26 protein-coding genes are annotated in these 23526 nt (G+C 68.8%); 14 read left to right on the forward strand and 12 right to left on the reverse strand.

Going from position 1 to position 23526, the window contains the following annotated elements; genetic code table 11:
• Positions 1-3 precede the first annotated feature (3 nt).
• The gene (locus tag J0J01_RS31010; protein ID WP_296387502.1) at positions 4-369 is read right to left on the reverse strand and encodes a YraN family protein; all 366 of its coding nucleotides are present in this window, start codon (positions 367-369) and stop codon (positions 4-6) included.
• Complete coding sequence (rsmI, locus tag J0J01_RS31015) at positions 366-1280, reverse strand: 16S rRNA (cytidine(1402)-2'-O)-methyltransferase (protein WP_296387503.1); 915 nt, start codon at positions 1278-1280, stop codon at positions 366-368. The genes J0J01_RS31010 and rsmI overlap by 4 nt, the downstream gene beginning before the upstream one ends.
• A gap of 35 nt (positions 1281-1315) precedes the next feature.
• On the opposite strand from rsmI, the gene J0J01_RS31020 reads away from it, so the two are divergent.
• Together J0J01_RS31020 and J0J01_RS31025 are read left to right on the forward strand one after the other, a co-directional pair.
• Positions 1316-2482, forward strand: coding sequence for a penicillin-binding protein activator (locus tag J0J01_RS31020; RefSeq protein WP_296387504.1), 1167 nt, complete (start codon positions 1316-1318; stop codon positions 2480-2482).
• Positions 2482-3201, forward strand: a complete 720-nt coding sequence (locus J0J01_RS31025; protein ID WP_296387505.1) for an HAD family hydrolase — start codon at positions 2482-2484, stop codon at positions 3199-3201. Before J0J01_RS31020 ends, J0J01_RS31025 begins: the two co-directional genes overlap by 1 nt.
• Positions 3202-3237: 36 nt before the next feature.
• Here the strand turns inward: J0J01_RS31025 and J0J01_RS31030 are convergent, their stop codons facing one another.
• Together J0J01_RS31030 and J0J01_RS31035 are read right to left on the reverse strand one after the other, a co-directional pair.
• Positions 3238-3615, reverse strand: coding sequence for a (2Fe-2S) ferredoxin domain-containing protein (locus J0J01_RS31030; RefSeq protein WP_296387506.1), 378 nt, complete (start codon positions 3613-3615; stop codon positions 3238-3240).
• Between the two features lie 2 nt (positions 3616-3617).
• The gene (locus tag J0J01_RS31035) at positions 3618-3881 is read right to left on the reverse strand and encodes a DUF6489 family protein (RefSeq protein WP_296387507.1); all 264 of its coding nucleotides are present in this window, start codon (positions 3879-3881) and stop codon (positions 3618-3620) included.
• 29 nt (positions 3882-3910) lie between these two features.
• On the opposite strand from J0J01_RS31035, the gene J0J01_RS31040 reads away from it, so the two are divergent.
• Positions 3911-5065, forward strand: coding sequence for a diaminopropionate ammonia-lyase (locus J0J01_RS31040; RefSeq protein WP_296387508.1), 1155 nt, complete (start codon positions 3911-3913; stop codon positions 5063-5065).
• Positions 5062-7104, forward strand: a complete 2043-nt coding sequence (locus J0J01_RS31045; RefSeq protein ID WP_296387509.1) for a thioredoxin domain-containing protein — start codon at positions 5062-5064, stop codon at positions 7102-7104. The genes J0J01_RS31040 and J0J01_RS31045 overlap by 4 nt, the downstream gene beginning before the upstream one ends.
• Here J0J01_RS31045 and J0J01_RS31050 read toward each other — a convergent pair.
• The gene (locus J0J01_RS31050) at positions 7097-8518 is read right to left on the reverse strand and encodes an FAD-dependent oxidoreductase (RefSeq protein ID WP_296387510.1); all 1422 of its coding nucleotides are present in this window, start codon (positions 8516-8518) and stop codon (positions 7097-7099) included. The two genes, J0J01_RS31045 and J0J01_RS31050, sit on opposite strands and share 8 nt — an antisense overlap.
• Positions 8519-8547: 29 nt before the next feature.
• On the opposite strand from J0J01_RS31050, the gene J0J01_RS31055 reads away from it, so the two are divergent.
• Entirely contained in the window at positions 8548-9291 is a 744-nt protein-coding gene (locus J0J01_RS31055; protein WP_296387511.1) for a creatininase family protein, read from the forward strand.
• Here J0J01_RS31055 and J0J01_RS31060 read toward each other — a convergent pair.
• Genes J0J01_RS31060 through tsaD form a run of 5 tightly spaced genes read right to left on the reverse strand, consistent with a single transcriptional unit; the run spans position 9267 to position 13192 of the window.
• On the reverse strand, positions 9267-10160 hold the full coding sequence (locus J0J01_RS31060; protein ID WP_296387512.1) for a DMT family transporter: 894 nt from the start codon (positions 10158-10160) through the stop codon (positions 9267-9269). The two genes, J0J01_RS31055 and J0J01_RS31060, sit on opposite strands and share 25 nt — an antisense overlap.
• Positions 10157-10567 carry an EVE domain-containing protein gene (locus J0J01_RS31065; RefSeq protein WP_296387513.1) on the reverse strand — a complete coding sequence of 137 codons (411 nt, stop codon included), beginning with the start codon at positions 10565-10567 and terminating at the stop codon, positions 10157-10159. The genes J0J01_RS31060 and J0J01_RS31065 overlap by 4 nt, the downstream gene beginning before the upstream one ends.
• Position 10568: 1 nt before the next feature.
• Positions 10569-11558 carry an NAD(P)H-dependent glycerol-3-phosphate dehydrogenase gene (locus tag J0J01_RS31070; RefSeq protein WP_296387514.1) on the reverse strand — a complete coding sequence of 330 codons (990 nt, stop codon included), beginning with the start codon at positions 11556-11558 and terminating at the stop codon, positions 10569-10571.
• Complete coding sequence (locus tag J0J01_RS31075) at positions 11559-12170, reverse strand: TIGR02466 family protein (RefSeq protein WP_296387515.1); 612 nt, start codon at positions 12168-12170, stop codon at positions 11559-11561.
• Positions 12167-13192, reverse strand: a complete 1026-nt coding sequence (gene tsaD, locus J0J01_RS31080; protein ID WP_296387516.1) for a tRNA (adenosine(37)-N6)-threonylcarbamoyltransferase complex transferase subunit TsaD — start codon at positions 13190-13192, stop codon at positions 12167-12169. The genes J0J01_RS31075 and tsaD overlap by 4 nt, the downstream gene beginning before the upstream one ends.
• A 168-nt stretch (positions 13193-13360) precedes the next feature.
• On the opposite strand from tsaD, the gene hemC reads away from it, so the two are divergent.
• The 6 genes from hemC (at position 13361) to J0J01_RS31110 (ending at position 19223) form a co-directional block, all read left to right on the forward strand.
• Positions 13361-14281 carry a hydroxymethylbilane synthase gene (gene hemC / locus J0J01_RS31085; RefSeq protein WP_296387517.1) on the forward strand — a complete coding sequence of 307 codons (921 nt, stop codon included), beginning with the start codon at positions 13361-13363 and terminating at the stop codon, positions 14279-14281.
• A gap of 165 nt (positions 14282-14446) precedes the next feature.
• Entirely contained in the window at positions 14447-15259 is an 813-nt protein-coding gene (locus J0J01_RS31090) for a M48 family metallopeptidase (RefSeq protein WP_296387518.1), read from the forward strand.
• Positions 15252-15482: a sulfurtransferase TusA family protein gene (locus tag J0J01_RS31095; protein ID WP_296387519.1), complete on the forward strand. Its 231-nt coding sequence runs from the start codon at positions 15252-15254 to the stop codon at positions 15480-15482. The genes J0J01_RS31090 and J0J01_RS31095 overlap by 8 nt, the downstream gene beginning before the upstream one ends.
• Positions 15479-16678: a phosphoglycerate kinase gene (locus J0J01_RS31100; protein ID WP_296387520.1), complete on the forward strand. Its 1200-nt coding sequence runs from the start codon at positions 15479-15481 to the stop codon at positions 16676-16678. Before J0J01_RS31095 ends, J0J01_RS31100 begins: the two co-directional genes overlap by 4 nt.
• Positions 16679-16915: 237 nt before the next feature.
• Entirely contained in the window at positions 16916-18583 is a 1668-nt protein-coding gene (locus J0J01_RS31105; protein WP_296387521.1) for a Na/Pi cotransporter family protein, read from the forward strand.
• 31 nt (positions 18584-18614) lie between these two features.
• Positions 18615-19223, forward strand: coding sequence for an NUDIX hydrolase (locus J0J01_RS31110; protein ID WP_296387522.1), 609 nt, complete (start codon positions 18615-18617; stop codon positions 19221-19223).
• Positions 19224-19235: 12 nt separating this feature from the next.
• Here the strand turns inward: J0J01_RS31110 and J0J01_RS31115 are convergent, their stop codons facing one another.
• Together J0J01_RS31115 and J0J01_RS31120 are read right to left on the reverse strand one after the other, a co-directional pair.
• On the reverse strand, positions 19236-19466 hold the full coding sequence (locus J0J01_RS31115; protein ID WP_296387523.1) for a GDCCVxC domain-containing (seleno)protein: 231 nt from the start codon (positions 19464-19466) through the stop codon (positions 19236-19238).
• The gene (locus J0J01_RS31120) at positions 19463-19852 is read right to left on the reverse strand and encodes a hypothetical protein (RefSeq protein ID WP_296387524.1); all 390 of its coding nucleotides are present in this window, start codon (positions 19850-19852) and stop codon (positions 19463-19465) included. The genes J0J01_RS31115 and J0J01_RS31120 overlap by 4 nt, the downstream gene beginning before the upstream one ends.
• Positions 19853-19919: 67 nt before the next feature.
• Between J0J01_RS31120 and J0J01_RS31125 the strand changes: the two genes are divergently transcribed.
• The 3 genes from J0J01_RS31125 (at position 19920) to J0J01_RS31135 (ending at position 23522) form a co-directional block, all read left to right on the forward strand.
• Positions 19920-20351 (forward strand): helix-turn-helix domain-containing protein, encoded by a 432-nt coding sequence (locus J0J01_RS31125; RefSeq protein WP_296387525.1) that lies wholly within the window; start codon positions 19920-19922, stop codon positions 20349-20351.
• Positions 20352-20528: 177 nt separating this feature from the next.
• The gene (locus J0J01_RS31130) at positions 20529-21791 is read left to right on the forward strand and encodes a Rieske 2Fe-2S domain-containing protein (RefSeq protein WP_296387526.1); all 1263 of its coding nucleotides are present in this window, start codon (positions 20529-20531) and stop codon (positions 21789-21791) included.
• 90 nt (positions 21792-21881) lie between these two features.
• Positions 21882-23522: an iron ABC transporter permease gene (locus tag J0J01_RS31135; protein WP_296387527.1), complete on the forward strand. Its 1641-nt coding sequence runs from the start codon at positions 21882-21884 to the stop codon at positions 23520-23522.
• The last annotated feature ends 4 nt before the right edge of the window (positions 23523-23526 follow it).

A 23526-nucleotide genomic window follows, 5' to 3' on the forward strand; every position in this document is an offset into this window, starting at 1 on the left:
CGCCTACTCCGGCGCGCGCCAGACATCCGGCAGGTGCCGCGGCCACAACCCGGCCACCAGCATGGCGTCGAAGCGCAGCGCGTGCGCGGCATATTGCGGATGGCGCGCCACGAACAGGCTGGCGGCGGCGGCGACACGGCCGAACTGCCGGCCCTTGAGCGCGAAGCCGGCGTTCTCCAGGTCGGCGCGCGCCTTGACCTCGACGAAGGCGAGCACGCCGGCGCGCCGCGCCACGATGTCGATCTCGCCGAGCTTGGTCTTGTAGCGCCGCGCCAGGATCGAGTAACCGGCAAGCCGCAGGCGCCACACCGCGCGCCATTCGGCGGCGTGGCCAAGGCGGTGAGCCTGGCGGCGAGTCTCGATCGTCATGACACACCCTGACGCTTAAGCGTGAGGGCGCGAGCATAAACCTCGCGGCGGCGAAGTCCAAAGCGTGCTGCGACTTCCGCGGCAGCATCCTTCACCGACGCCGCCTGCAGGGCTTCCCGCAACGCAGCATCGAGGGCGCCGGCCGGCGGTGCGTCGGCTTCGCCGGGCGGGCCGATCACCAGCACGATCTCACCCTTCACCTCAACGTCGGCGTAGTGTGCGGCCAAATCGCTCAGCGATTGCCGCCGCACCTCCTCGAACAGCTTGGTGAGCTCGCGCGCCATCGCGGCCGGCCGGTCGCCCAGCAGCTCGGCCAGATCGGCGAGCGATGCCGCCAGCCGATGCGGGGCTTCGAAAAAGACAAGCGTGGCCGGTATTTGCGCCGCCTCGGCGATCGCCCGTCGCCGTTCGCCGGTCTTGGCCGGCAGGAAGCCGCCGAAAAAGAAGCGGTCGGTCGGCAAGCCCGACAGGGCGAGCGCCATCGGCACCGCCGACGGCCCGGGCACGGCGGTCACCGCATGGCCGGCCGCCAGCGCGGCGCGCACCAGGCGGTAGCCGGGATCGGAGATCAGCGGCATGCCGGCGTCGGACACCAGCGCCACCCGCTGGCCCTCGGCCAGCGCGCGCAACAGTCGCGGCTCGCTGGCGTCCTGGGTGGCGTCGCTGTAGGCGACGGTCGGGACGGCAATACCATGGGCGCTGGCGAGCTTGGCGAAGACCCGCGTGTCCTCAGCCGCGATCAGGTCGGCGGCCCGCAGCGTGTCGAGCGCCCGCAGGCTGATGTCCCGCAGGTTGCCGATCGGGGTCGCGACAATGTGGAGGCCGGGCGCCAGCGGACGATCCGGCGCATGGGCCGGCGGTTTACCTTCGGCCTGCCGGCCGGTAGCTTGGGAACGCTCGTCACCGTCCATGTGAAATCCCATCCACCCCGGAGTCCAGCCGCCCGATGCGTTCCCTCCTCGCGCTCGCGATCGTCGCTTTCCTGCTGGGCGCCTGCACCGAATCGCCGCCGAAGAGTAGCACGCCTGCGCCGCCGCCTCAGCCCATCGGGCAGCAGGCCGGCTCGCCGACCACGGCGTCGGGCAAGGCGCGGATCGCCCTGCTGCTGCCGCTCAGCGGCCGCAGCGCGCCGATCGGCCAGGCCATGCAGCAGGCCGCCGAGATGGCGCTGTTCGACACCGGCGCCAAGGACCTGGCGCTCGCCGCCTACGACAGCGGCGAATCGGGCGAGCAGGCGATCCAGGCCTACAACAAGGCGCGGACCGACGGCGTGGCGCTGATCCTGGGGCCGCTGTTTGGCGCTTCGGCCTCGGCGCTGGGTCCGGCGCGCCGCACGGACAAGGTCAACATCATCGCTTTCTCCAACGACGAGAGCGTGGCCCAGCCCGGGCTGTGGGTGATGGGCATCGCCGCCCCGCCGCAGGTGCGCCGGGTGGTCGACTACAGCGTCTCGCAGGGCATCAAGCGCTTCGCCGTGCTGGCGCCGCGCGGCACCTACGGCCAGCAGATGACCAGCACGCTGCAGAACCAGGTGACGATCCGCGGCGGCTCGGTCATCGCGACCGAGACCTACGACGAGGGCACCGACGTCCGCGGCGCGGCGCAGCGCATCGCCGACGCCGCCAAGGTCGGCGACGGCAAGGTCGCGATCCTCGTTCCGGTCGCGCCGCCCCGGCTGACGACGGCGGTGGCCGCGCTGACCGGCGCCGGCCTCGATTCGAAATCGGCGCAGCTGATCGGCACCGGCGTGTGGGACGTGGGCGGCATCGGCTCCGACCCGCAACTGCGCGGCGCCTGGTACGCGGCGCCCGATCCGGCGCGGCGCGCCGATTTCGAGCGCAAGTACATCTCGACCTACGGCCGGCCGCCGCATCGCCTCGCGACGCTCGCCTACGACGCGGTGTCGCTGGCCGGGCAGCTCGCGCGCGCCAGGCCGGGCGGCGACTTCGCGGCCGAGGCGATCGCCAATCCCAACGGCTGGTCGGGCGTCGACGGCGTGTTCCGCTTCCTGTCCGACGGCCGCACCGAGCGCACGCTGGCGGTGATCGAGGTGCAGGGCGACCGCGGCGTCGTGATCAGCCCGGCCCCGACCACCTTCGCGCCGACCAACTGATGCCGCTTCCGCTCGCGATCCTGTTCGATCTCGACGACACGCTGATCCGGGCCTATGCGCAGCCCGAGGACGCGTGGACGCGCCTGCTGCATGTCTTCGCGGCGCCCCTCGACGCGCACGATACCGCCGCGATCGAGCGCGTGCGCATGGCCGTCATGGACGAGGCGCGCGCCTTCTGGAGCGACCGCGCCGCAGCGGCCAAGTGGCGCCTCGACATTCCCGGCGCGCGGCGGCTATCGGTGCGGCGCGGCCTGGCGCGGCTCGGCTACCACGACGAGGCGCTGGCCGACCGGATCGCCGACGCCTTCACCGAGCTGCGCCGCGCCGAGTACCGGCTCTATCCCGACGCGCTCGCCACGGTCGACACGCTGCGCCAGCGCGGCGTGAAGCTCGCGCTGGTGACCAACGGCGCGGCCGAATTCCAGCGTGCCAAGATCGAGCGCTTCGACCTGGGCCACCGCTTCGACCACATCCAGATCGAGGGCGAGTTCGGCATGGGCAAGCCCGAGCTCGACGTCTACCGCCACGCCCTCGAGCGGCTGGGCTGTGCGGCGTGCGACGCCTGGATGGTCGGCGACAACTATGAATGGGAAGTCGAGGCGCCGCAGAAGCTCGGCCTGTGCGGCATCTGGTACGACCCGTTCGAGGCGGGCATCCCGGCCCACGCGACCGCCCAGCCGACGCGCGTGATCAGGCGGCTGGGCGAGCTGCTGGAGTGACGCCTTCCTCCTCTCCCCTGTTGGAGGGGAGAGGAACTAAGAGGCCTTCACCCGATCCTTCGGCAGCCGCTCGTGGGGCAGCAGCATCAGGCGCTCGACCCGGCCGCCTTCGACCAGGTGCCTCTGCAGCACCTCGTCGACATCCTCCTTGGTCTTCACCTGATACCAGATGCCCTCGGGATAGATCACCATCGAGGGCCCGAGCTCGCAGCGGTCGAGGCAGCCGGCGTTGTTGATCCGCACCTTCTTCAGCCCGAGGTCCTTGGCGCGGCTCTTCATGTAGTCGCGCAGCTCCTCGCTGCCCTTGTCGGAGCAGCAGCCGCGCGGATGGCCGGCCGGTCGCTTGTTGGTGCAGCAGAAGACATGGGCGTCATAGTACGGGCCGGGATCGGCCGGCTTCTGGCGGTTGCTCATCGTCACTCCTTCTTGCCGCCGGTCGTGGCGATGTTGGCGAGCTGCGACCAGAAAGCCTGCTGCATCTGCTGCATCTGCTCGACGCCCTGCATCGAGGCCGGCAGCCAGGTCTTGAAGATCGTCTCCGGGTTCATGGCGTTGAGGCCGGAGCGCAGCCGCTCCTCGATCTCGCCCATCACCCGATCCTGCATCGGCTTGAGGTCGGGCAGGCCGAAGAAGGCGCGCGCCTCCTCGGGCGTGCAGGTCACCTCGACATTGACTTTCATGGGCCGTTCTCCGTTTGCTGCACCTTATCATGACCCTCGACTGGATCGACCGAAACCCCCGCGCCCGCGCCCTGCCGTTCGGCCGCGACCAGCAATATGTGGTGAACCCCAACGGGGTGCCGGAGTTGCTGGACATGCTGAAGGCCTGCCCCGTCCACAAGGAAACGCCGCTCTACGCCTTGCCGGCGCTCGCGGCGCGGCTCGGCGTCGGCGAAGTCCGCATCAAAGATGAAAGCCAGCGCTTCGGCTTCGGCGCCTTCAAGGCGCTGGGCGGCGTGCTCGCGGTCTACGACAAGCTCTCGGGCGCGGTCGGCGAGGCCTACCGCTCCTCGCCGACCTTCGAGGAGGTGCTGAGCGGCGAGCATCGCCGGATCACCGGGGACTATGTCTTCACCACGGCGAGCTCGGGCAACCACGGTCGCTCGGTCGCCGCCGGGGCCAAGCTGTTCGGCAATCGCTGCATCATCTTCCTGCCGAAGTTCACCTCGGCCGACAAGGAGGCCGCCATCCGCGCCCGCGGCGCCGAGGTCATCCGCGTCGACGGCGACTACGATACCGCCGTCGCTGAATGCCGGCGCCAGGCCGAGGCGAACGGCTGGACGATCATCTCCGACACCTCGTGGGAGGGCTACGAGGACACGCCGCGCAGCGTGATGCGCGGCTACACCGTGCTGGTCGAGGAAGTGATCCGCCAGTGGCGCCCCGGCCCGACGCACGTCTTCGTGCAGGCAGGCGTCGGCGGGCTGGCTGCGGCGGTGTTCGGCTATCTCTGGGCGCGCTACGAGCCCCGGCCGCGCTTCATCGTCGTCGAGCCCGAGAGCGCCGACTGCTGGTTCCAGAGCAATCGCGCCGGCAAGCCGACCTCGGCAAGCGGCAATGCCGACACGGCGATGGGCGGCCTCGCCTGCCGCGAGATCTCGCCGGTCACCTGGCCGGTGATCGGCCTCGCCGCCGACTGGTTCATGACCATCGAGGAGGACCGTGTGGCGCCGACACGCAAGCTGCTGGCCCATCCGCTCGACGGGGATCCCGCGATCGCCTCCGGCCCGTCGGGTTGCGCCGGCGCCGCCGGGCTGGTGCGCGTCTGCGAGGACGACGAGGCCTTCAAGATGCTGCATCTCGACAAGCGCTCCCGCGTTCTTCTGATCAACAGCGAAGGCAACCTCGGAGAGGGCGACGCATGAACCGGCTCGCCGGCGAAACCAGCCCCTACCTGCTGCAGCACGCCGCCAACCCGGTGCACTGGTGGCCGTGGGGCGGGGACGCGCTGGCCGAGGCGCAACGCACCGACCGGCCGATCCTGCTGTCGATCGGCTACGCCGCCTGCCACTGGTGCCACGTCATGGCGCATGAGAGCTTCGAATCGCCCGAGGTCGCGGCGGTGATGAACGCGCTGTTCGTCAACATCAAGGTCGACCGCGAGGAGCGGCCCGACGTCGACGCGATCTACATGCAGGCCCTGCAGATCATGGGCGAGCAGGGCGGCTGGCCGCTCACCATGTTCTGCACGCCCAGGGGCGAGCCGTTCTGGGGCGGCACCTATTTCCCGACGCCGGCGCGCTACGGTCGGCCGGCCTTCGTCGACGTGCTGAAGGGCGTGGCCCAGACCTTCCGCGAGCGGCCGCAGGACATCGAGACCAACCGCGCCGGGCTGCTGAACGGCCTGCGCAGCCGCGCGCGCAACAAGGCGGTCGAGTTCCAGGGCGACGGGCCGCCCGTTCCGCTCAGCCTGCTCGACGATGTCGCTCGGCGCATCGTTCGGGAGTGCGACATGGCGTGGGGCGGCTTCGGACAGGCACCCAAGTTCCCCTCGCCCTACGTGTTCGAATTGCTATGGCGCGCATCGCTGCGCCTCGAGCAGGACGGCGCCTTGAACGACCAGGTGGGCGACGCAGTGATCGTCACGCTCGATCGCATGTGCCAGGGCGGCATCTACGATCACCTCGGCGGCGGCTTCGCGCGCTACGCCACCGACAACGAATGGCTGATCCCGCACTTCGAGAAGATGCTGTACGACAACGCGCAGCTCGTCGATCTGCTCACGCTGGTCTGGCAGTCGAGCCAGAATCCACTCTACGCCCGACGCGTCATCGAAACCTGCGATTGGGTCCTGCGCGAGATGACGGCCGACAGCGGCGGCTTCGCGGCGTCCTACGACGCCGACAGCGAAGGCGTCGAAGGCAAGTTCTACGTCTGGGACGCCGCGGAGATCGACGCGATCCTCGGTCCCGAGGACGGCCCGAACTTTCGCACCGTCTACGACGTAACGCTCGCCGGCAACTGGGAGCATCGCAACATCCTGCATCGCAATCGCGCGCCGGCCTTTCCGCTCGAGGCCGAGGAAGATCGGCTCGCCGCGCTCCGGGCGAAGGTCAAGGCGGTGCGCGACAAGCGCGTCTGGCCGGGCTGGGACGACAAGGTGCTGGCCGACTGGAACGGCCTGATGATCGCCGCACTGGCTAACGCGGCCGTCGTCTTCCGGCGCGTCGAGTGGCTGGCCGCCGCCATCCGTGCCTGGCGCTTCATCATGGACACGATGCGCGATCAGGATGGGCGCCTCTTCCGTTCGTACCGCGCCGGCAAACGGCTGCACCGCGGCACGCTCGACGACTACGCCAATATGGCACGCGCGGGCGTCGCGCTGTTCGAGGTTACGGGCGAGATGCGCTATCTCGACGAGGCGCAGTCGTTGATCGCGGTGCTCGACCGGCACTTCGCCGACGCCGCGGGCGGCTACTTCACCACCGCCGACGATGCGGCCGACCTGATCGTGCGCGGCAAGCATTGCCACGACAATGCGGTCCCGGCCGGCAACGGCACCCTGATCGGCGTGCTCGCACGCCTGTGGGTCCTCACCGGGGACGAGCGATGGCACGACAAGGCGCGCCGGCAGTTCGCGGCCTTCGCCGGCGAGCTCGACAGCAACTTCTTTCCGCTGATGACCCTGCTCAACGGCTACGAGACGCTGCACAGCCCCGTCGAGCTGGTAATCGTGGGCGATCCCAACGATCCCGCCACCGAGGCGCTGCGCCGGGCAGTCTATCTTCTCTGCCTGCCCAACAAGGTCGTGCGGCGGCTCACGCCCGGCGCTGATCTGCCGCCGAATCATCCTGCGACGGGCAAGGGATTGGTCGGCGGCAAACCCGCACTCTATGTCTGCCGGGACATGGCGTGCGAGGCACCGATCACCGATGTGCCCGAGGTCGCGCACGCATTCAGATGACCGCATCGAGATATCGGTCGAGTACCGCTGCATCGCGCGTCATCGCACCGATGTAGCCGTCTGGACGAACCAGAACGCAGTCGCCGGGTGCGAGGCCGTAGTGCTCTCGCACCAAACCCTGATCGTCGACGATGTCGCCGCCGACGCGATAGATGCGCAAACCGGCGCGCGCGGCGATCGGTGACGGCGCGTCGTAGACCAGCAAGGTCCAGTGCGTGCCCTGGAACAGGGTGAACAGCCGCGTCGGCTGGCCGGCGGCGCCGCGCACCGGCGCATCGGGTGCGCGATTGCCGGCATTGGGGCCGCGCGCGAGGCTCGACTCGGGATAGCCGAGATCGAGCTGCTGCTCGGCGCGGCCGCGCCGGTTGCCGCCGCCGGTCCGCGTCGCCTGCAGTAGCCGGGTTGCCAGCCCCAGCATGCCGGCGGCGATCGGCCGACGCTCCTCCTCGTAGGTCGCCAGCAGGGAGGATGCGCCATCGAGCGCCGCGGCGAGCTTCCAGCCGAGATTGTAGGAATCCTGCACGCTGGTGTTCAGCCCCTGGCCGCCGGTCGGCGGATGGGTGTGCGCGGCATCGCCGGCGAGGAAAACGCGGCCGACCTGGTAGCGGTCGGCGAGGCGGGCATTCATCGAATAGGCCGAGGCCCACGATACCGAATGCACCTTGAGATCGTCGCGCCGCGTGCGACTGGCGATCATCGCCTCGAGACCGACCGCGGAAAGATCGACCTCACCGTCGCCCGGGATGCGCGCCTGGAGCTGGAACTGGTCGGTGCCCATCAGCGGGCAGAGCGACATCGATTCGGGCTTGCCGTCGTTCCAGCGATGCCACGCGTCGCGGCTCAAGCCCTCGAGATCGAGGTCGGCCACCAGCGCGCGCACGCCGAGCGTCTCGCCCGGGAAGCCGATGCTGAGGGTCTGGCGCACCGTGCTGCGGCCGCCGTCGCAGCCGATCAGGTAACGCACCCGCATCGGCGCGCCGTTCACTATGGCCGCCACGCCGTCGGCATCCTGCGTGAAACTCTCCAGCGCCTCGCCGTAGCGCGGCCGATGGCTCAATTCGGCGAGGCGTTCGCGCAGGATCGCCTCGGTCTTGTGCTGCGGCAGCATCAGCGGGATGCGATAGGGCTCGCGCGGCGTCGGATCGCTGATCTCCATGAACGGCGAGTCATCGAAGCCGCCGTCGCGATGCACGCGCTGCGGCGGGTAGGGCCCGCCCGCCGCCACCATGCGATCGACGATGCCGAGATCCTCGAACACTTCGAGCGTGCGCGGCTGGATGCCCTTGCCGCGCGAGCCGTGAAACGGCTGCGCCGCCGCATCGATCAGGCGGAAGGCGACACCGCGGCGCGCCAGTTCGACCGCCAGCGTCAGGCCGGCGGCGCCGGCGCCGCAGATCAGCACATCGGTTTCCATGGTATCCTTCCGCAAACGAGGAGTTCCCTGTGCAGCTTCAGCTCAAGACTTGGCAGTTCGTCGAGGATTATCTCAAGAGCAAGACCGGCATCATCATCCCGATCGGCTCGACCGAACAGCACGGCCCGACCGGGCTGATCGGCACCGACGCGCTGACCGCCGAGATGATCGGCCGCGGCGTCGGCGAGAAGGTGGGCGCGCTGGTGGCACCGACCATCTCGGTCGGCATGGCGCAGCATCACCTCGCCTTCCCCGGCTCGATGACGCTCAGGCCCTCGACGCTGATCGCGCTGATCAAGGACCAGGTGATGTCGCTGGCGCGGCACGGCTTCACCCGCTTCTATTTCATCAACGGCCACGGCGGCAATGTCGCGACGGTGACGGCGTCGTTCTCCGAGATCTATGCCGACCGCTCGATGGAGCGGCTCTCCAACCAGCCGCCGATCAAGTGCGTGCTGCGCAACTGGTGGGAGAGCGCCGGCATCAGGGGCCTGAGCCGCGAGCTCTACGGCAACGCCGAGGGCAGCCACGCGACGCCGTCGGAGGTGGCGCTGACCTGGTACGGCTATCCCGAGACCCAGCAACAGAAGCCGATGGAGCCGCGCATCGCTGCGACCGGCAGCTTCGCCGACGCCGAGGACTACCGCCGCAACTTCCCCGACGGCCGCATCGGCTCCGACCCGAACCTCGCGACGCCCGAGCACGGCAAGCGGATCTACGAGACCGCGGTCACGGACGTCGCCCGTGACTACGAGGCCTGGGTGGCGCGCTGACCGGCGCGCCGCACCCGCTCGCGGTGCAGGATGTAGAGGCCGGCGCCGACCACTACCGCGATACCGGAGATCGCCAGCAGGTTGGGCACGTCGCCCCACAGCACGTAGCCAATCCCGAGCGCCCACAGCACCGAGGCGTAGCGGAACGAGCCGATCACCGAGAACTCCGCGCCCGTGCGCAGCGAGATCATCAGGAGCTGGTAGCCGGCGGCGAGCAGCAGCGACGAGCCCATCACCAGCAGCACGCCGCGAAGACTCATCGGCTGCCAGCCATTCAGCGTCGCCCAGACGCAGCCGACGACCGCCAGCGTCACGGCCGAGCTCAGCGACACGACCAGCGTCGGCACCTGCGCTGGCACCCAGCGGGCGATGACGTCGCGCGTCGCCCCGACGAACGAGGCCAGCACGACCAGCCAGGTCCAGAGATTGACGTCGCCGGGCCGCGGCTGGATCACCATCAGCACGCCCACGAACCCGACCGCGATCGCCGTCCAGCGCCGCCAGCCAACCGTCTCGCCGAGCAGCAGCACGGCGAGGATCGCGAGGAACAGCGGCGTCGACAGGTTGACCGCCGTGGCGATCGCGAACGGGATGAAGGCGAGCGCGATCAGGTAGGAGACCGCCGCCCCCGCCTCGAGCAGGCCGCGCAGGGCGACCCACGGATGGGCGAGCCGCGGGACATGGCGCAGCTCGCCGCGGATCAGCAGGGCGAGCCCGCACCATAGGGTGGCGAAGCAGCCGCGCAGGCCGATCGCCTGCAGCGGCGGCATGGTCTCGGCGGCGAGCTTGATCAGGGCGTCGTTGAAGATGAAGACCACGACCGACGCCGACATCGCGAGGATGCCGCGGCGGTTGTCGACCGGGCTCACTTGGCCGTAGTCATCTTCGTGATCAGTTTCCACTGCTCGTCGTTGACGGGAACCACGGACAGCCGCGACTGGCGCACCAGACCGAAGTCCTTGAGCTTGGGCTCGGCCTTGATGGCGGCCAGCGTCACCGCCTGCTTCACCGGCTCGACCGCGGCGACGTCGACGGCCACCGCCTTGCCGGCCTTGTCGGTCGGATCGGGATAGGCGGTCTTCACTACCTTGGCGATGCCGACGATCTCCTTGCCCTCGTTCGAGTGATAGAAGAAGCAGAGATCGCCCGTCTTCATCGCCTTGAGGTTCATCGCGGCCTGCGGATTGCGCACGCCGGTCCACGACGTCTTCTTGTCCTTGACGAACTGCTCCCACGAATAAGCCGAGGGCTCGGACTTGATGAGCCAATGCGCCATGTCACTCCCCTTCGCGTCTCAGCGGACGCGCCAGCAGGCTGCGGATCGTCTGATCGAGGTCCGCGCCCTTGTGCAGGATAGCATCGACCGCGCCGCAAATCGGCATCTCGATGCCAAGCCTGGCGGCCCGCGCCAATACGGCCGGCGCCGTCGCCTCGCCCTCGACCACCTGGCGGCGGCCCTGCATATGGTCGGCGAGCCTGGTGCCCTTGCCCAGCGCCAGCCCGAGCGAGCGGTTGCGCGACAGCGGCCCGTGGCAGGTCAGCACCAGGTCGCCCAGGCCGCTCAGGCCCGTCAGCGTCTCGAGCTCGGCGCCCATCGCCTGGCCGAGCCGCGCCATCTCGGCGAAGCCGCGGGTCGCGAGCGCGGCAGCGGCGTTGTAGCCGAGGCCCCTGCCCTCGACGATGCCGGCGGCGATCGCCAGCACGTTCTTGACCGCGCCGCCCAGCGCCACGCCCAGCACGTCGTGGCTCCAGTACGGCCGGAACGCGCCGGCCGCCAGCGCCGTCGCCAGCGACTGGCCGAGCGCCGGCTCGAAGGTCGCGATGCTGATCGCGGTCGGCAGGCCGCGGATCGCCTCCTCGGCGAAGCTCGGCCCCGACAGCACGGCGATGCGCCGCCCGGGCTGCACCTCGGCGAGCACTTCGGGCATCAAGAGGCCGGTCGCGACCTCGATGCCCTTGGCGCAGATTACCACCGGACCGTCGCCCGGCAGGCGCCGCGCCAGCTCACGCACGGCCTGCGCCGGGCAGACCAGCAGCAACCCGTCGCAGGCGCCGAGATCGTCGAGGCCCGCCGCCGCCTCGATGCCGGCATCGATCGGGATGCCGGGCAGATAGACCGGATTGGCTTTATCGGTCGCGATGGCTTTTGCAATCGCCGGATCGCGCGACCACAGCGTCACCCGTCGGCCGGCGCGGCGCGCCAGGCAGGCGAGCGCGGTACCCCACGCGCCGCCGCCCACGACACCGATATGCGCAGCGTCCACCATCTAGAGGCTCAGGTTGAAGGCGATGGAGATGCGCTGCTGGGTGCCCTTGTAGGGCCGCACCTGGTGCAGCAGCCACGCCGGGAACATCACCATCCGGCCGGCCTTGGGCCGCACGATCTCGTTGGCGCCGACCGACAGGCCGGCGCTGCCATAGGCGAGCTGCGGCGCGTACATCGCCGGGCCCGGTCCGCGCGGATCCATGAACTCCAGCTCGCCGCCCAGCGCCGGATCGGCATCGATGCCGCCGTCGTCGACGTAATAGACCGCCGACCAGAAGCTGCCCGGATGGGAATGGAACTCGTTGCCGTGGCCCGAGCGGTTGATGTTGGCCCACATGTTGGCCTTCCAGGCGATCGACACCGGCTTGCCCTGGCGGTCGGTGGTGATGCGGTTGGCGGTGTTGCGGCCGATCGCGAGCAACCTGATCGCCGCGGCGCCGCCCCAGCGGTCCATCTCCCAGTCCGACTGCCAGCCGCCGAGATTGGAATGCTGCGTGCCGGGATGGCTCTTCTCGCGCTCGAAGATGGTCGTGCTGAGCGCCGCGTTGAGCGTTGCGGCGTCGGGCAGCTCGACGACGATGATCGGCGTGCCGAACAGGATGTTGACGTTCATCGCGCCGCCCCCGCGTCCGCATCGAGCGGCCAGCGTGGGCGTGGCGCGAAGTCGAGCGCATCGACCATGCCGCGCCGCAGCCGCTCGACCCCCGCCCAGGCGATCATCGCGCCGTTGTCGGTGCAGAATTTTATCGGCGGCGCGACGAGGCGGACGGCCAGCCCCTCGAGCCGGCCGCGCAGGTAGGTGTTGGCCGCGACACCGCCCGCCACGACCAGCGTGTCGCTCGGCGCCCGCGCGAGCGCGTTGCCGCTGCGGTCGGCCAGCACGTCGCCGACCGCGCGCTGGAACGAGGCGCAGAGATCGGCGATCGCCTGCGGGTCGTCCTTCGGCAGCGACTCGGCGAGCTGGCGCACCGCCGTCTTGAGGCCCGAGAAGGAGAAGTCGCAGCCGGGCTTGCGCCACATCGGCCGCGGCAGCTTGAAGCGAAGGGAATCGCCGCTCTTCGCCGCGCGCTCGACCGCCGGTCCGCCCGGGAAACCGAGGCCGAGCAGCTTGGCGGTCTTGTCGAAGCATTCGCCGACCGCGTCGTCGATGGTGGTGCCGAGCCGCGTGAAGTCGCCCGGCCCGCGCACCGTCAGCAACTGGCAATGGCCGCCCGACACCAGCAGCAGCAGGTACGGAAACGCCACGCCCTCGGTGAGCCGCACCGACAGGGCATGGCCCTCGAGATGGTTGATCGCCAGGAACGGCTTGTCGTGCGCGAAGGCGATCGCTTTGGCGGTCATCACGCCCACCATCACGCCGCCGATCAGGCCGGGTCCGCCGGTCGCGGCGATGCCGTCGAGCTCGGCCATCTCCAGCCCGGCCATGGCCAGCGCCTCGGCCACCAGCCCGTCGAGCCGCTCGAGATGGGCGCGCGCGGCGATCTCCGGCACCACGCCGCCGAAGCGGCGGTGCTCGGTGAGCTGGCTGTAGACCAGGTTGGCGAGAATCCGGCCGACCGGCCGGTCGTCGGCAGCCCCCTCGATCACGGCCACCGCCGTCTCGTCGCAGCTGGTTTCGATACCCAGGACGCGCATGGCTGCCTTCTAGCCTCCGGAGGGTGTGTAGGCTAGAACGCAATCCGTCCGGCTGACTTCAGCCGGACGGATTGCGTCTCTCTCAACAACATCACCCGCGCGCGCATTTCCGGTTAGATGGAACCGCGCGCGGTTCCATCTAACCGGAAATCGCTCTAGAGCAGCGCCATGGCTTCCCTCCTTCGCCTCGGCACGCGCGGCAGCAAGCTCGCCCTCACCCAGACCGGCCTGGTACGCGACGCGCTCGCGCGGGCCGTGCCGGAACTGGCGGCATCCGACGCGATCGAGATCGTCGCCATCCGGACCACCGGCGACGCCATCCAGGACCGCCCGCTGTCCGAGGCCGGCGGCAAGGGCCTGTTCGTCAAGGAGATCGAGGAAGCGCTCCACTCCGGCCGCATCGACGCCGCCGTGCACAGCATGAAGGACATGCCGACGGCGCAGCCGGCCGGCCTCGTCATCTCCGCCTTCCTGCCGCGCGAGGATGCGCGCGACGTGCTGATAGCGGGCGACGTCACGCGGATCGCCGACCTCAGGCAGGGCGCGATCGTCGGCACCGCTGCGCTCCGCCGCAAGGCGCAGCTTCTGTATCACCGGCCCGACCTGCAGATCGTCACCCTGCGCGGCAACGTCGACACGCGGCTGGCCAAGCGCGAGCGCGGCGAGGTCGAGGCAACCTTGCTGGCGATGGCCGGCCTGAAGCGGCTCGGCCTCACCGTCGGCACGCCGGTGCCGGAAGCCGAGATCCTGCCGGCCGTCGGCCAGGGCGCGGTCTGCATCGAATGCCGCGTCGACGACGCGAGGGCGCTGGGCTGGCTCGCCGCCATCAACCACGCAGCCACTGCCACGTGCATCACGGCCGAGCACGCGATGCTCGCCGTGCTGGACGGCTCGTGCCGCACGCCGATCGCGGGACATGCGATCTTCGACAAGGACGGCGCGCTCTACCTGCGCGGCCTGATCGCCAGGCCGGACGGCTCGGAGCTGATCGCCAACGACCGCACCGGCCCCGCGACCGACGCCGAAGCGATGGGCCGCGAGCTCGGCGAGGAATTGAAGCGCCGTGGCGGTCCGGGGTTTTTGACGTAGCCCGTCGTCTCGAGCGTAGCCGAGCGCAGCGAGGCGCAGTCGAGGGACCTTCTCTTTGCGGTCAAGCAACGGGCCGCGGAAGAGATGGTCCCTCCACTCCGCTTTGCTCCGGTCGGGACGACGGACGGTCTCGACCCCGTCACGCTCCTTTACTAGAGTCGGCGCATGCGGCGCGTCTTCCTGCTCGCTTTCTGCTTGCTCGCGGCGTGCGAAAGTGCGCCCGTGACCGGCCGCTCGCAGATGATGCTGGTGAGCGAGAGCGAGGAGCGCCAGCTCGGCGCGCGCACCTATCGCGAAGTGCTGGCCAAGGAGCCGCAGAGCCACGACGTCGAGCTCAACGCCCTGGTCGAGAAGGTCGGGCGCCGCATCGCCGACGCCGCCGAGCATCCGCCGGCCGACATGTGGAAGGCCCCCCATTACAATTGGGAATTCCGCACCATCGCCAAGAACGTGCCCAACGCCTTCTGCCTGCCCGGCGGCAAGGTCGCGGTCTATGCCGGCATCCTGCCGATCACCCGTACCGAGGCGGGCCTCGCCACGGTGATCGGCCACGAGGTCGCGCATGCGCTGGCCCGCCACAGCGCCGAGCGGCTGAGCGACCAGAAGGCCGTCGCCGCCGGCACGATGCTGGCGACCCTCGGTCTCGCGGTGGCCGGCGGCAAGAGCGGCAGCACCTATGCGCCGATGGCGGCCGCGGCGCTCGGCGCCGGCGCCACGGTCGGCATCCTGCTGCCGATGTCGCGCACCCAGGAATCGGAGGCCGACCATATCGGCCTCGTGCTGATGGCGATGGCGGGCTACGATCCGCGCGAGGCGGTCGGCGTGTGGGAGCGCATGAAGGCGCGCAGCGGCGGTCCGCGGACGCCCGAATGGCTCAGCACCCATCCTGCCGACGACACCCGCATCGCCGACATCAGGCACTGGGTGCCCGAGGCGATGAGGTACTATCGACCTCAAGGCAGATCCGCTCGTGACTGACCGCCTCGAATATGACGCGACGGGCCTGCTTTGCCCGCTGCCGGTGCTGCGCGCCAACCGCAAGATGCGCGAGCTCGATGCCGGCGGGCTGTTGACGGTGCGCGCCACCGATAAGGCCGCGGAGCAGGACTTCCCCGCGTACTGCCGCCAGACCGGCCACGAATTGGTCTCGACGGCGCGCGAGGGCGATGTGTTGGTGTTCGTGATCAGGAAGAAAGCATGAGCGATTTCAAGACCATCGATTCCGAGCGCGTCTCGGGCAAGCGCGTGCTGGTGCGCGTCGACCTCAACGTGCCGATGAAGAACGGCAAGGTGACCGACGCGACCCGCATCGAGCGCGCCGCGCCGACGCTCAGGGAGCTGGCCGACAAGGGCGCCAAGGTGATCGTGCTCAGCCACTTCGGCCGGCCCGACGGCAAGCGCGTGCCTGACATGTCGCTGAGACCTCTGGTCGAGCCGCTGAGCAAAGCCGTCGGCAAGCCGGTCGCCTTCGCCGAGGACTGCATCGGCCCGCAGGCCGAGGCCGCGGTGAAGGCGCTGAAGGCGGGCGACGTGCTGCTGCTCGAGAACCTCCGCTTCCACAAGGAGGAGGAGAAGAACGACAAGGGCTTCGTCGACCAGCTCTCGACCCTGGGCGACGTCTATGTGAACGACGCCTTCTCGGCCGCGCATCGCGCGCACGCCTCGACCGAAGGCATCGCCCATCGCCTGCCGGCACTGGCCGGCCGGCTGATGCAGGGCGAGCTGGAGGCCCTCGACAAGGCGCTCGGCCGGCCCAGGCGGCCGGTCTGCGCCGTGGTCGGCGGCGCCAAGGTCTCGACCAAGCTCGACCTGCTGGGAAACCTGGTCGGCAAGGTCGACAAGCTGATCATCGGCGGCGGCATGGCCAACACCTTCCTGCTGGCGCAGGGCATCAAGGTCGGCAAGTCGCTGGCCGAGAAGGACCTCGGCAAGACCGCGCTGGAGATCGTCGAGAAGGCCAGGGCCGCCAAGTGCGAGGTGCTGCTGCCGGTCGACATCGTGGTCGCGGCCAAGTTCGAGGCGAACGCGCCGCACAGGGTGGTCGATGCCGCCCACTGCCCCGACGACCAGATGATCCTCGATGTCGGGCCGAGGTCGCTGGCGATGTACGAGGAGCATGTGAAGGCGTGCGCGACGCTGGTGTGGAACGGCCCGCTCGGCGCCTTCGAGATCAAGCCGTTCGACGCCGGCACGGTCGGGCTCGCCAAGACCGTCGCCGACCTCACCCAGGCCAAGAAGCTGCTGTCGGTCGCGGGCGGCGGCGACACCGTCGCGGCGCTGGCCGCGGCGGGCGTCGAGAACCAGTTCTCCTACGTCTCGACCGCGGGCGGCGCCTTCCTCGAATGGATGGAAGGCAAGCCCCTGCCCGGCGTCGCCGCGCTGATAAGAGCGGCGTGACCGCCGCTCAGGGCGGCGTAACCGCCGTCCCGGGCGGCGTAACCGAGCCATTCCGTCCATGGACGATAATCCATAATGGACACATGGTGGAGAGCCGCTGTACTTCAAGGGGCATCACCCGCGACCTGCATCTTTTCGCGTGTTGAACTCGTTTGAAAACGGCGCGATGAAAAGCCCGTCGTCGCATCGATCCGCCAACGCAGGGTCGGTCCAGCTCCTCCAGGGACAGTCGGTAGAATGGAATTCCCGATTACGCTCGTGAAGCTCGCGGGATCAGTGGCGCTCCTCCTGTGGGGTATCCACATGGTCAGCACCGGTGTCCAGCGGGCGTTCGGCGCCAAGCTGCGCAGCTATCTGAGCAGCGCCCTGCGCAATCGCTTCAAGGCGTTCCTGGCGGGTCTCGGCATCACCGCGCTGCTGCAGAGCAGCACCGCCACCGGCCTGATGGTCACCGGCTTCACGGCAAGCGGCATGGTCGAGCTGATGCCGGCGCTCGCCGTCATGCTCGGCGCCAATGTCGGCACGACGCTGATCGTGCAGCTGCTGTCGTTCGACATCGCCGAGTTCTCGCCGGCTCTCATCCTGATCGGCGTCCTGCTGTTCCGGCGCGCCTCGGCGGGGCCGCGCGACTTCGGCCGTGTCCTGATCGGGCTGGGACTCGTCCTGATGGCCCTGCATGAGTTCATCGCGCTGCTGCGTCCCTACGAGGATGCGCCGAACCTGCGCCTGCTGCTGGGCGCGATCGCCACGCAGCCGGTGCTCGACGTGCTGCTCGCCGCCGGCCTGACCTGGCTGGCGCATTCCAGCGTCGCCGTCGTGCTGGTCGTGATGTCGTTCGCCATCCAGGGCACGGTACCGCCCGAAGCGGCCTTCGCCCTGGTGCTCGGCGCGAATCTCGGCACCGCCATCAACCCGGTCGTCGAAGGCACCACGGGGACCGACCCGGCGGCGCGGCGCCTGCCGCTCGGCAACCTGCTGAACCGGATCATCGGCGTGGTCGCCGCCCTCGTCGCCCTGCCTTATGTCAGCCCCCTGCTGATGGCGATCGAGCCGAGCGCTTCGCGCGCGGTGGCCGACTTCCACACCGCGTTCAACCTCATCCTGGCGGCCGTCTTCTTCCCGCTGCTGCGGCCCTTTGCCGACCTGCTGAAGCGCCTGCTGCCGACCCGCGTCGATGCCGCCGATCCCGGCCGGCCGATCTATCTCGATCCGGTGGCGCGGGACACGCCGGCCCTCGCGCTGGGCGGCGCCGCCCGCGAGGCCTTGCGCATGGCCGACGTGCTCGAAAGCATGCTGGTCGGCCTCAAGGACAGCTTCGGCCGCCAGGACCGGCGCCAGATCGGCGGGGTCAAGCGGATGGACGACGTGCTCGACCGGCTGAACAGCGCGATCAAGGCCTACGTGACCTCGCTGGACACCGACGGGCTGGGGCCGGACGACCTGCGCCGGATGCGCGAGATCCTGATCTTCGCGACCAACATCGAGCAGGCCGGCGACGCCGTCGACCGCAACCTGCTCGGCATCTCGAGCAAGCTCTCCAAGCGCGGCCTGACCTTCTCCGACAACGGCAAGGCCGAGCTGGTCGAGATGATCGACCGCCTGATCACCAACACCCGCACCGCCGCGTCGCTGTTCATGACCAGCGACGAGCGCGCGGCGCGCCTGCTGGCGGCCGAGAAGGAGGCTTTCCGCGAGCTGCAGGCTTCATCGACCGACGCGCACTTCGATCGGCTGCGGTCCAGGCGTGTCGACACGGCGGCGACCAGCTCGCTGCATCTCGACGCCCTGCGCGACCTCAAGGTGGTCAACAACCACATCGTCGCCGCGGCGGCCTATCCGGTGCTGGAGCACAAGGGCGAGCTCCTGCCCTCGCGGCTGCGGCCGTCCGATGCGGAGCTCCCTTGATGGGCGGCGCCTCTGGCTGTGGAATGTTCGCATGAATTCACCCGTCGTCCCCGATCGCCCGCGGCTGCCCTGGGACCCGCCCGACCATTTCGAGAAGCGCATCCCCGAGGGCGACAACCGCGAACGCCTGGTCTGCGCGCGCTGCGAGTTCATCCACTACCAGAACCCCAAGATCGTCGCGGGCGCGGTCTGCACGTGGCAGGACAAGGGGCAGGACAAGATCCTCATCGCCAAGCGCGCGATCGAGCCGCGCAAGGGTTTCTGGACCCTGCCCGCGGGCTACATGGAGCTCGGCGAGACGACCGAGCAGGCGGCGCAACGCGAGGCGCGCGAGGAAGCCTGCGCCACCATCGAGATCGACCGGCTGCTGGCGATGTACAGCGTCGCGCGCATCGGCCAGGTGCAGATCATGTACCGCGCGCGGCTGGTCAGTGACGACATCGCCGCCGGTCCCGAGAGCGAGGACGTGGCACTCGTCGACTTCGCGGACATCCCCTGGGAGCAGCTCGCCTTCCCGACTGTGGTGTGGGCGCTGGCGCACTTCCACGATTCGCGCGGCAAGACCGACTTCGCGACCTATTCCAATCCGACCGGCGACCTTGCGCGCCTGTGGCCGCCGCGCAAGCCGGAAGGGATTTAGCGTCGGTCGGAACTACGCCGTGTTGCCTTGCCGGCAGCAGTCATCGGCTTGTCCTTGCTGGATCGGCGGGCAAGCCACGCTTCCGTAGGAGCAAAAGACGCAGCAGTCTCCGGCCCTGGGCTTGAGCAGCGTCTTGCAAGCAAGGCATTCGTAAAAATATTGGCAGGCGTCCGTCGGCATCGTCTCGGTCGTCATGGCGCCGCACGACGGGCATGTCAGCATGGATCGGAGAATGACGTTCATATCGGAGGCTCAATCCAGAAAGTCAGGGCGAGTAGGCCGATCGCCAGCACGACGGCGATCTTGTTTCCCCAATTCAAAAACGGCCGCACGCACGCAGAATCCGGGCTGCAGGCTTGCAGTCGGCGCTGTCTCCACATGACGAATGCGGCCGCCGCCAGCGACAGCACCGCTCCATAGAACAGCTCCTGCTGATATTGGACGGCCAGGTAGCCGATGCCAACCAGGGAAGCGGTACCTATTCCCAGCAGCGACAGCGCCATGGGCAACGCACAGCAGGAGGCAACGCCGAAGGCGGCCGCCAGCCCGCTCGCCGCGAACAGTGTCTTTGCGAGGTCCTTGCCCGTTTCGGGCCGTACTGCGCCGGAGGTCTTGTGTCGAGCAACCATGGCGGGACCATGCACCCTGTAGTAGCTACAGACTCAACGGCAATGCCGGTCAAAGGACCGTGATCCCATGACGATGCCCGCAGCTTTTCAAATCGGCACCCTTTCGCGTCGGACCGGCGTGAACATCGAGACCATTCGCTATTACGAACGGTCGGGGCTTTTGCCGAATCCGGCGCGGACGGCGGCAGGATATCGAGCCTATGGACCCGCCGATGCCGAGCGGCTCCAGTTCATCCGTCGCGCCCGGGACCTCGGCTTTTCGGTCGAGGAGGTGCGCCGCCTGCTCGGGCTCGCAGACCAGAAGTCTCGCAGCTGTCGCGCCGTGCACGCGCTTGCCCGCGAGCACCTGACGGAGGTCAGAGCGAAGATCGTCGACCTGCGCAGGATGGAAAAGGTGCTGGCCGGGATGGTGGCGGAATGCGCGCAGGGAACGATGCCGGAATGTCCGCTGCTGGAGACATTGGCCGAGCCACGGCGCAGCCGGCTGCCGGAGCCGTGACCTTCCGACGGGCTTCATCCGGCCACGATCTGCCCTGGGAGACTCGCTGCTTCGGGCCCGATCTGCTATCATCGTACAAACGTCCGTAGAGCGTACAAATCGGAGGAAACGATGCTCACAGCAGCCGCTAATGAGATGCTTACGTGTACGGGTCCGGGCACACCGATGGGCAATCTGATGCGCGAGTATTGGATTCCCGCGTGCCTCTCCTCGGAGCTGAAGGCCGACGGCGAGCCGATGCGGCTGCTGCTGCTCGGCGAGCGGCTCATCGCCTTCCGCGACACCGACGGCCGCGTCGGCATCATGGAGCATCGCTGCCCGCACCGCTGCGCCTCGCTGTTCTTCGGGCGCAACGAGGAAGGCGGCCTGCGCTGCGTCTATCACGGCTGGAAGTTCGACGTCGAAGGCAACTGCACCGACATGCCGAACGTGCCGCCGGCGCAGGACTTCAAGCACCGCATCAAGGCCCGCGCCTACAAGGTGGTCGAGCGCGCGGGCTTCGTCTGGACCTACATGGGCAAGCGCGAGCAGCCGCCGGAGCTGCCGGCGCTCGAGACCCTGAACCTGCCCGAGGACCAGAAGACCATCCGCGTCCACCAACGCGAGTGCAACTGGTTCCAGTCGCTCGAAGGCGACATCGACACCTCGCATTTCGGCTTCCTGCATATCGGCGGCCTCAAGATGGAAGACGTGTCGCCCGACACGATCCACAAGTGGGGCGTCGGCGACCGCGCGCCGGACTACAAGGCGACCGAAACCGACTGGGGCACGATGTACGCGGCCTACCGGCCGGCCGATGCGGGCAACCTCTACTACCGCTTCGCCCACTTCATGTTCCCGTTCATCACGCTCACGCCGAACGGCTTTTTCGAGGACCAGGTCGCGTGCACGCTCAACGTGCCGATGGATGACACCCACACCATGGTCTACAATCTGACCTGGGTGAAGAAGACGGCGCCGCTGCAGACGCTGAAGAATGGCGACTGGATCCCGGGCCTCAAACCCGACATGGAATACCTGCCCAACACCAACGACTGGCACGGCCGCCACCGGCTCGTGGCGCGGCGCGAGAACGACTACTTCATCGATCGCGAAGCGCAGAAGCACTCCAACTACACCGGCATCCAGGGCATCGGCCGCCAGGACCAGGCCGCCGTCGAATGCATGGGCGAGATCGTCGACCGTTCGCTCGAGCACCTGGCGCCGTCGGACCGCATGATCGCGATCACCCGCAAGCGCCTGCTCGAGGCGTGCCAGAAGTTCGCCAGCGAGGGCACCGCGCCGCCACTGGTCGACAACCAGCACGACTGCCAGCGCGCCCGCGGCGGCGCCTTCGTGGCACCTGCTACGCAGGACTGGCTCGACGCCTATGCCGAGAAGCTCCAGACCGCGCTGAGCCCGCTCGGCATGCTGCAGCGGCTGCCGCTCGCCGCCGAGTAGCGGCCTCTGGCCGTCGCCGTCGACCTTCCCGCCCGGACCGCCGCGCGCGGTCTGGGAAGCTACGGCCGGCCGCTGGGCATCGGCCTGCTGGTGCTCGTCCTCGCCTTCCTCACCGTCTATCCGATGGCGATGCTGCTATACGGCAGCCTGCATTCGACGCCGCCGGGCATGGCGGGCGAATACAATTTCGACGGCTATGCCAGCCTCGCCACAGCCGAGAATCTCCAGGCGCTGATCAACACCGCGGCGCTGTCGCTGGTGAAGACGGTGCTGTCGCTGGCGCTGGCGATCCTGCTCGCCTGGATCGTGGCGCGCACCGACACACCGGGCCGCGGCGTGCTGGAGATCCTGATCACCCTGCCGTTCTTCATCCCGCCGATCCTGACGGCGACGGCGTGGGCGATGCTGGGCAACGCTCAGGTCGGCACGATCAACCTGGCGTGGCGCTGGCTCACCGGCACCGACGGCACGCTGGTCGACGTCTATTCCTATGGCGGCATCGTCTGGCACATGATGCAGTACTCGACGCCGTTCATCTTCCTGTTCGTGGTCGACGCCTTCCGCGCCATGGACCCCTCGCTTGAGGAATCGAGCCGCATGTCGGGCGCCACGCGCTGGCAAACCTTCTGGCGCATAACCTTCGGCCTGATGCTGCCGGTCACCACCTCGGCCTTCATCCTGAGCTTCATCCGCGGCATGGAGTCGTTCGAGTCGGCGGTGTTCTTCGGCACGCCGGTCGGCATCAAGGTGTTGACGACGCAGATCTTCGACATGATCACCCAGCGCGCCCAGCCCGACTACCAGGGCGCCACCGCCATGGGCTTCGCCACCATGGCGCTGATGTTCCTGCTGCTGGTGCTGCAGAGCCGGCTGCTGCGCGGCCGCAGCTTCACCACGGTGACCGGCAAGGCCTATGCGCCCAGCGTCACGCGGCTCGGCGGCCTGCGCTGGGTCACCTTCTCGATCTGCGTGCTGTTCTTCGCGCTCGCCGTGGCGCTGCCGGTCGGCCAGCTCATCCTGAGCTCGTTCTTCCAGTTCTTCGGCTTCTACCAGCTCGACATGCTGACGTTCGAGCACTACCGCAGCGTCTGGGAGAATCGCGAGTTCTGGACCGCCTTCGGCAACACCCTGCTGCTGGGCTTCCTCGGCGCCACCGCGACGATGATCCTGGGCGGCATCGTCGCCTACATCACGACGCGCACCGCCTGGCACGGAAGGCGGCTGATCGACATCCTTGCCTGGCTGCCCTGGATGATGCCGGGCATGGTGCTGGGCATCGGCTTCCTATGGGGTTTCGCAACCCTGCCGCACGAGATCCCGATCTACGGTACGCTGTGGGCGCTGCTGCTGGCTTATGTGGCGCTCGGCACGCCGGTGGCGGTACGCGTGACCTCGGGCGCCTATGCCCAGATCGCGCGCGACATCGAGGAATGCAGCCGCGTCCACGGCGCCAACTGGTGGCAGACCATGGGCCGCATTCTGGTGGCGCTGGCGTGGCCTGCCTTCGCGGTCGGCTGGGTGCTGATCTTCTTCGGCATCATGCGCGAGCTCAGCGCCTCCATTTTGCTCTATGTGCCGGATACGACGGTGCTGTCGGTGGTGATGCTGAAGCTGTGGAACAGCGGCAAGCCCGAGACGGTGAGCGTGATCGGCCTGGTCATGCTGGCGATGGTCCTGCTGTTCCGCTGGGTCCAGCTCAGATTCATAAAGCGTCGCATAAGCACGCTGTGAAAAA

Source organism: Reyranella sp. (assembly GCF_017305915.1).
Classification (GTDB): Bacteria; Pseudomonadota; Alphaproteobacteria; order Reyranellales; family Reyranellaceae; genus Reyranella.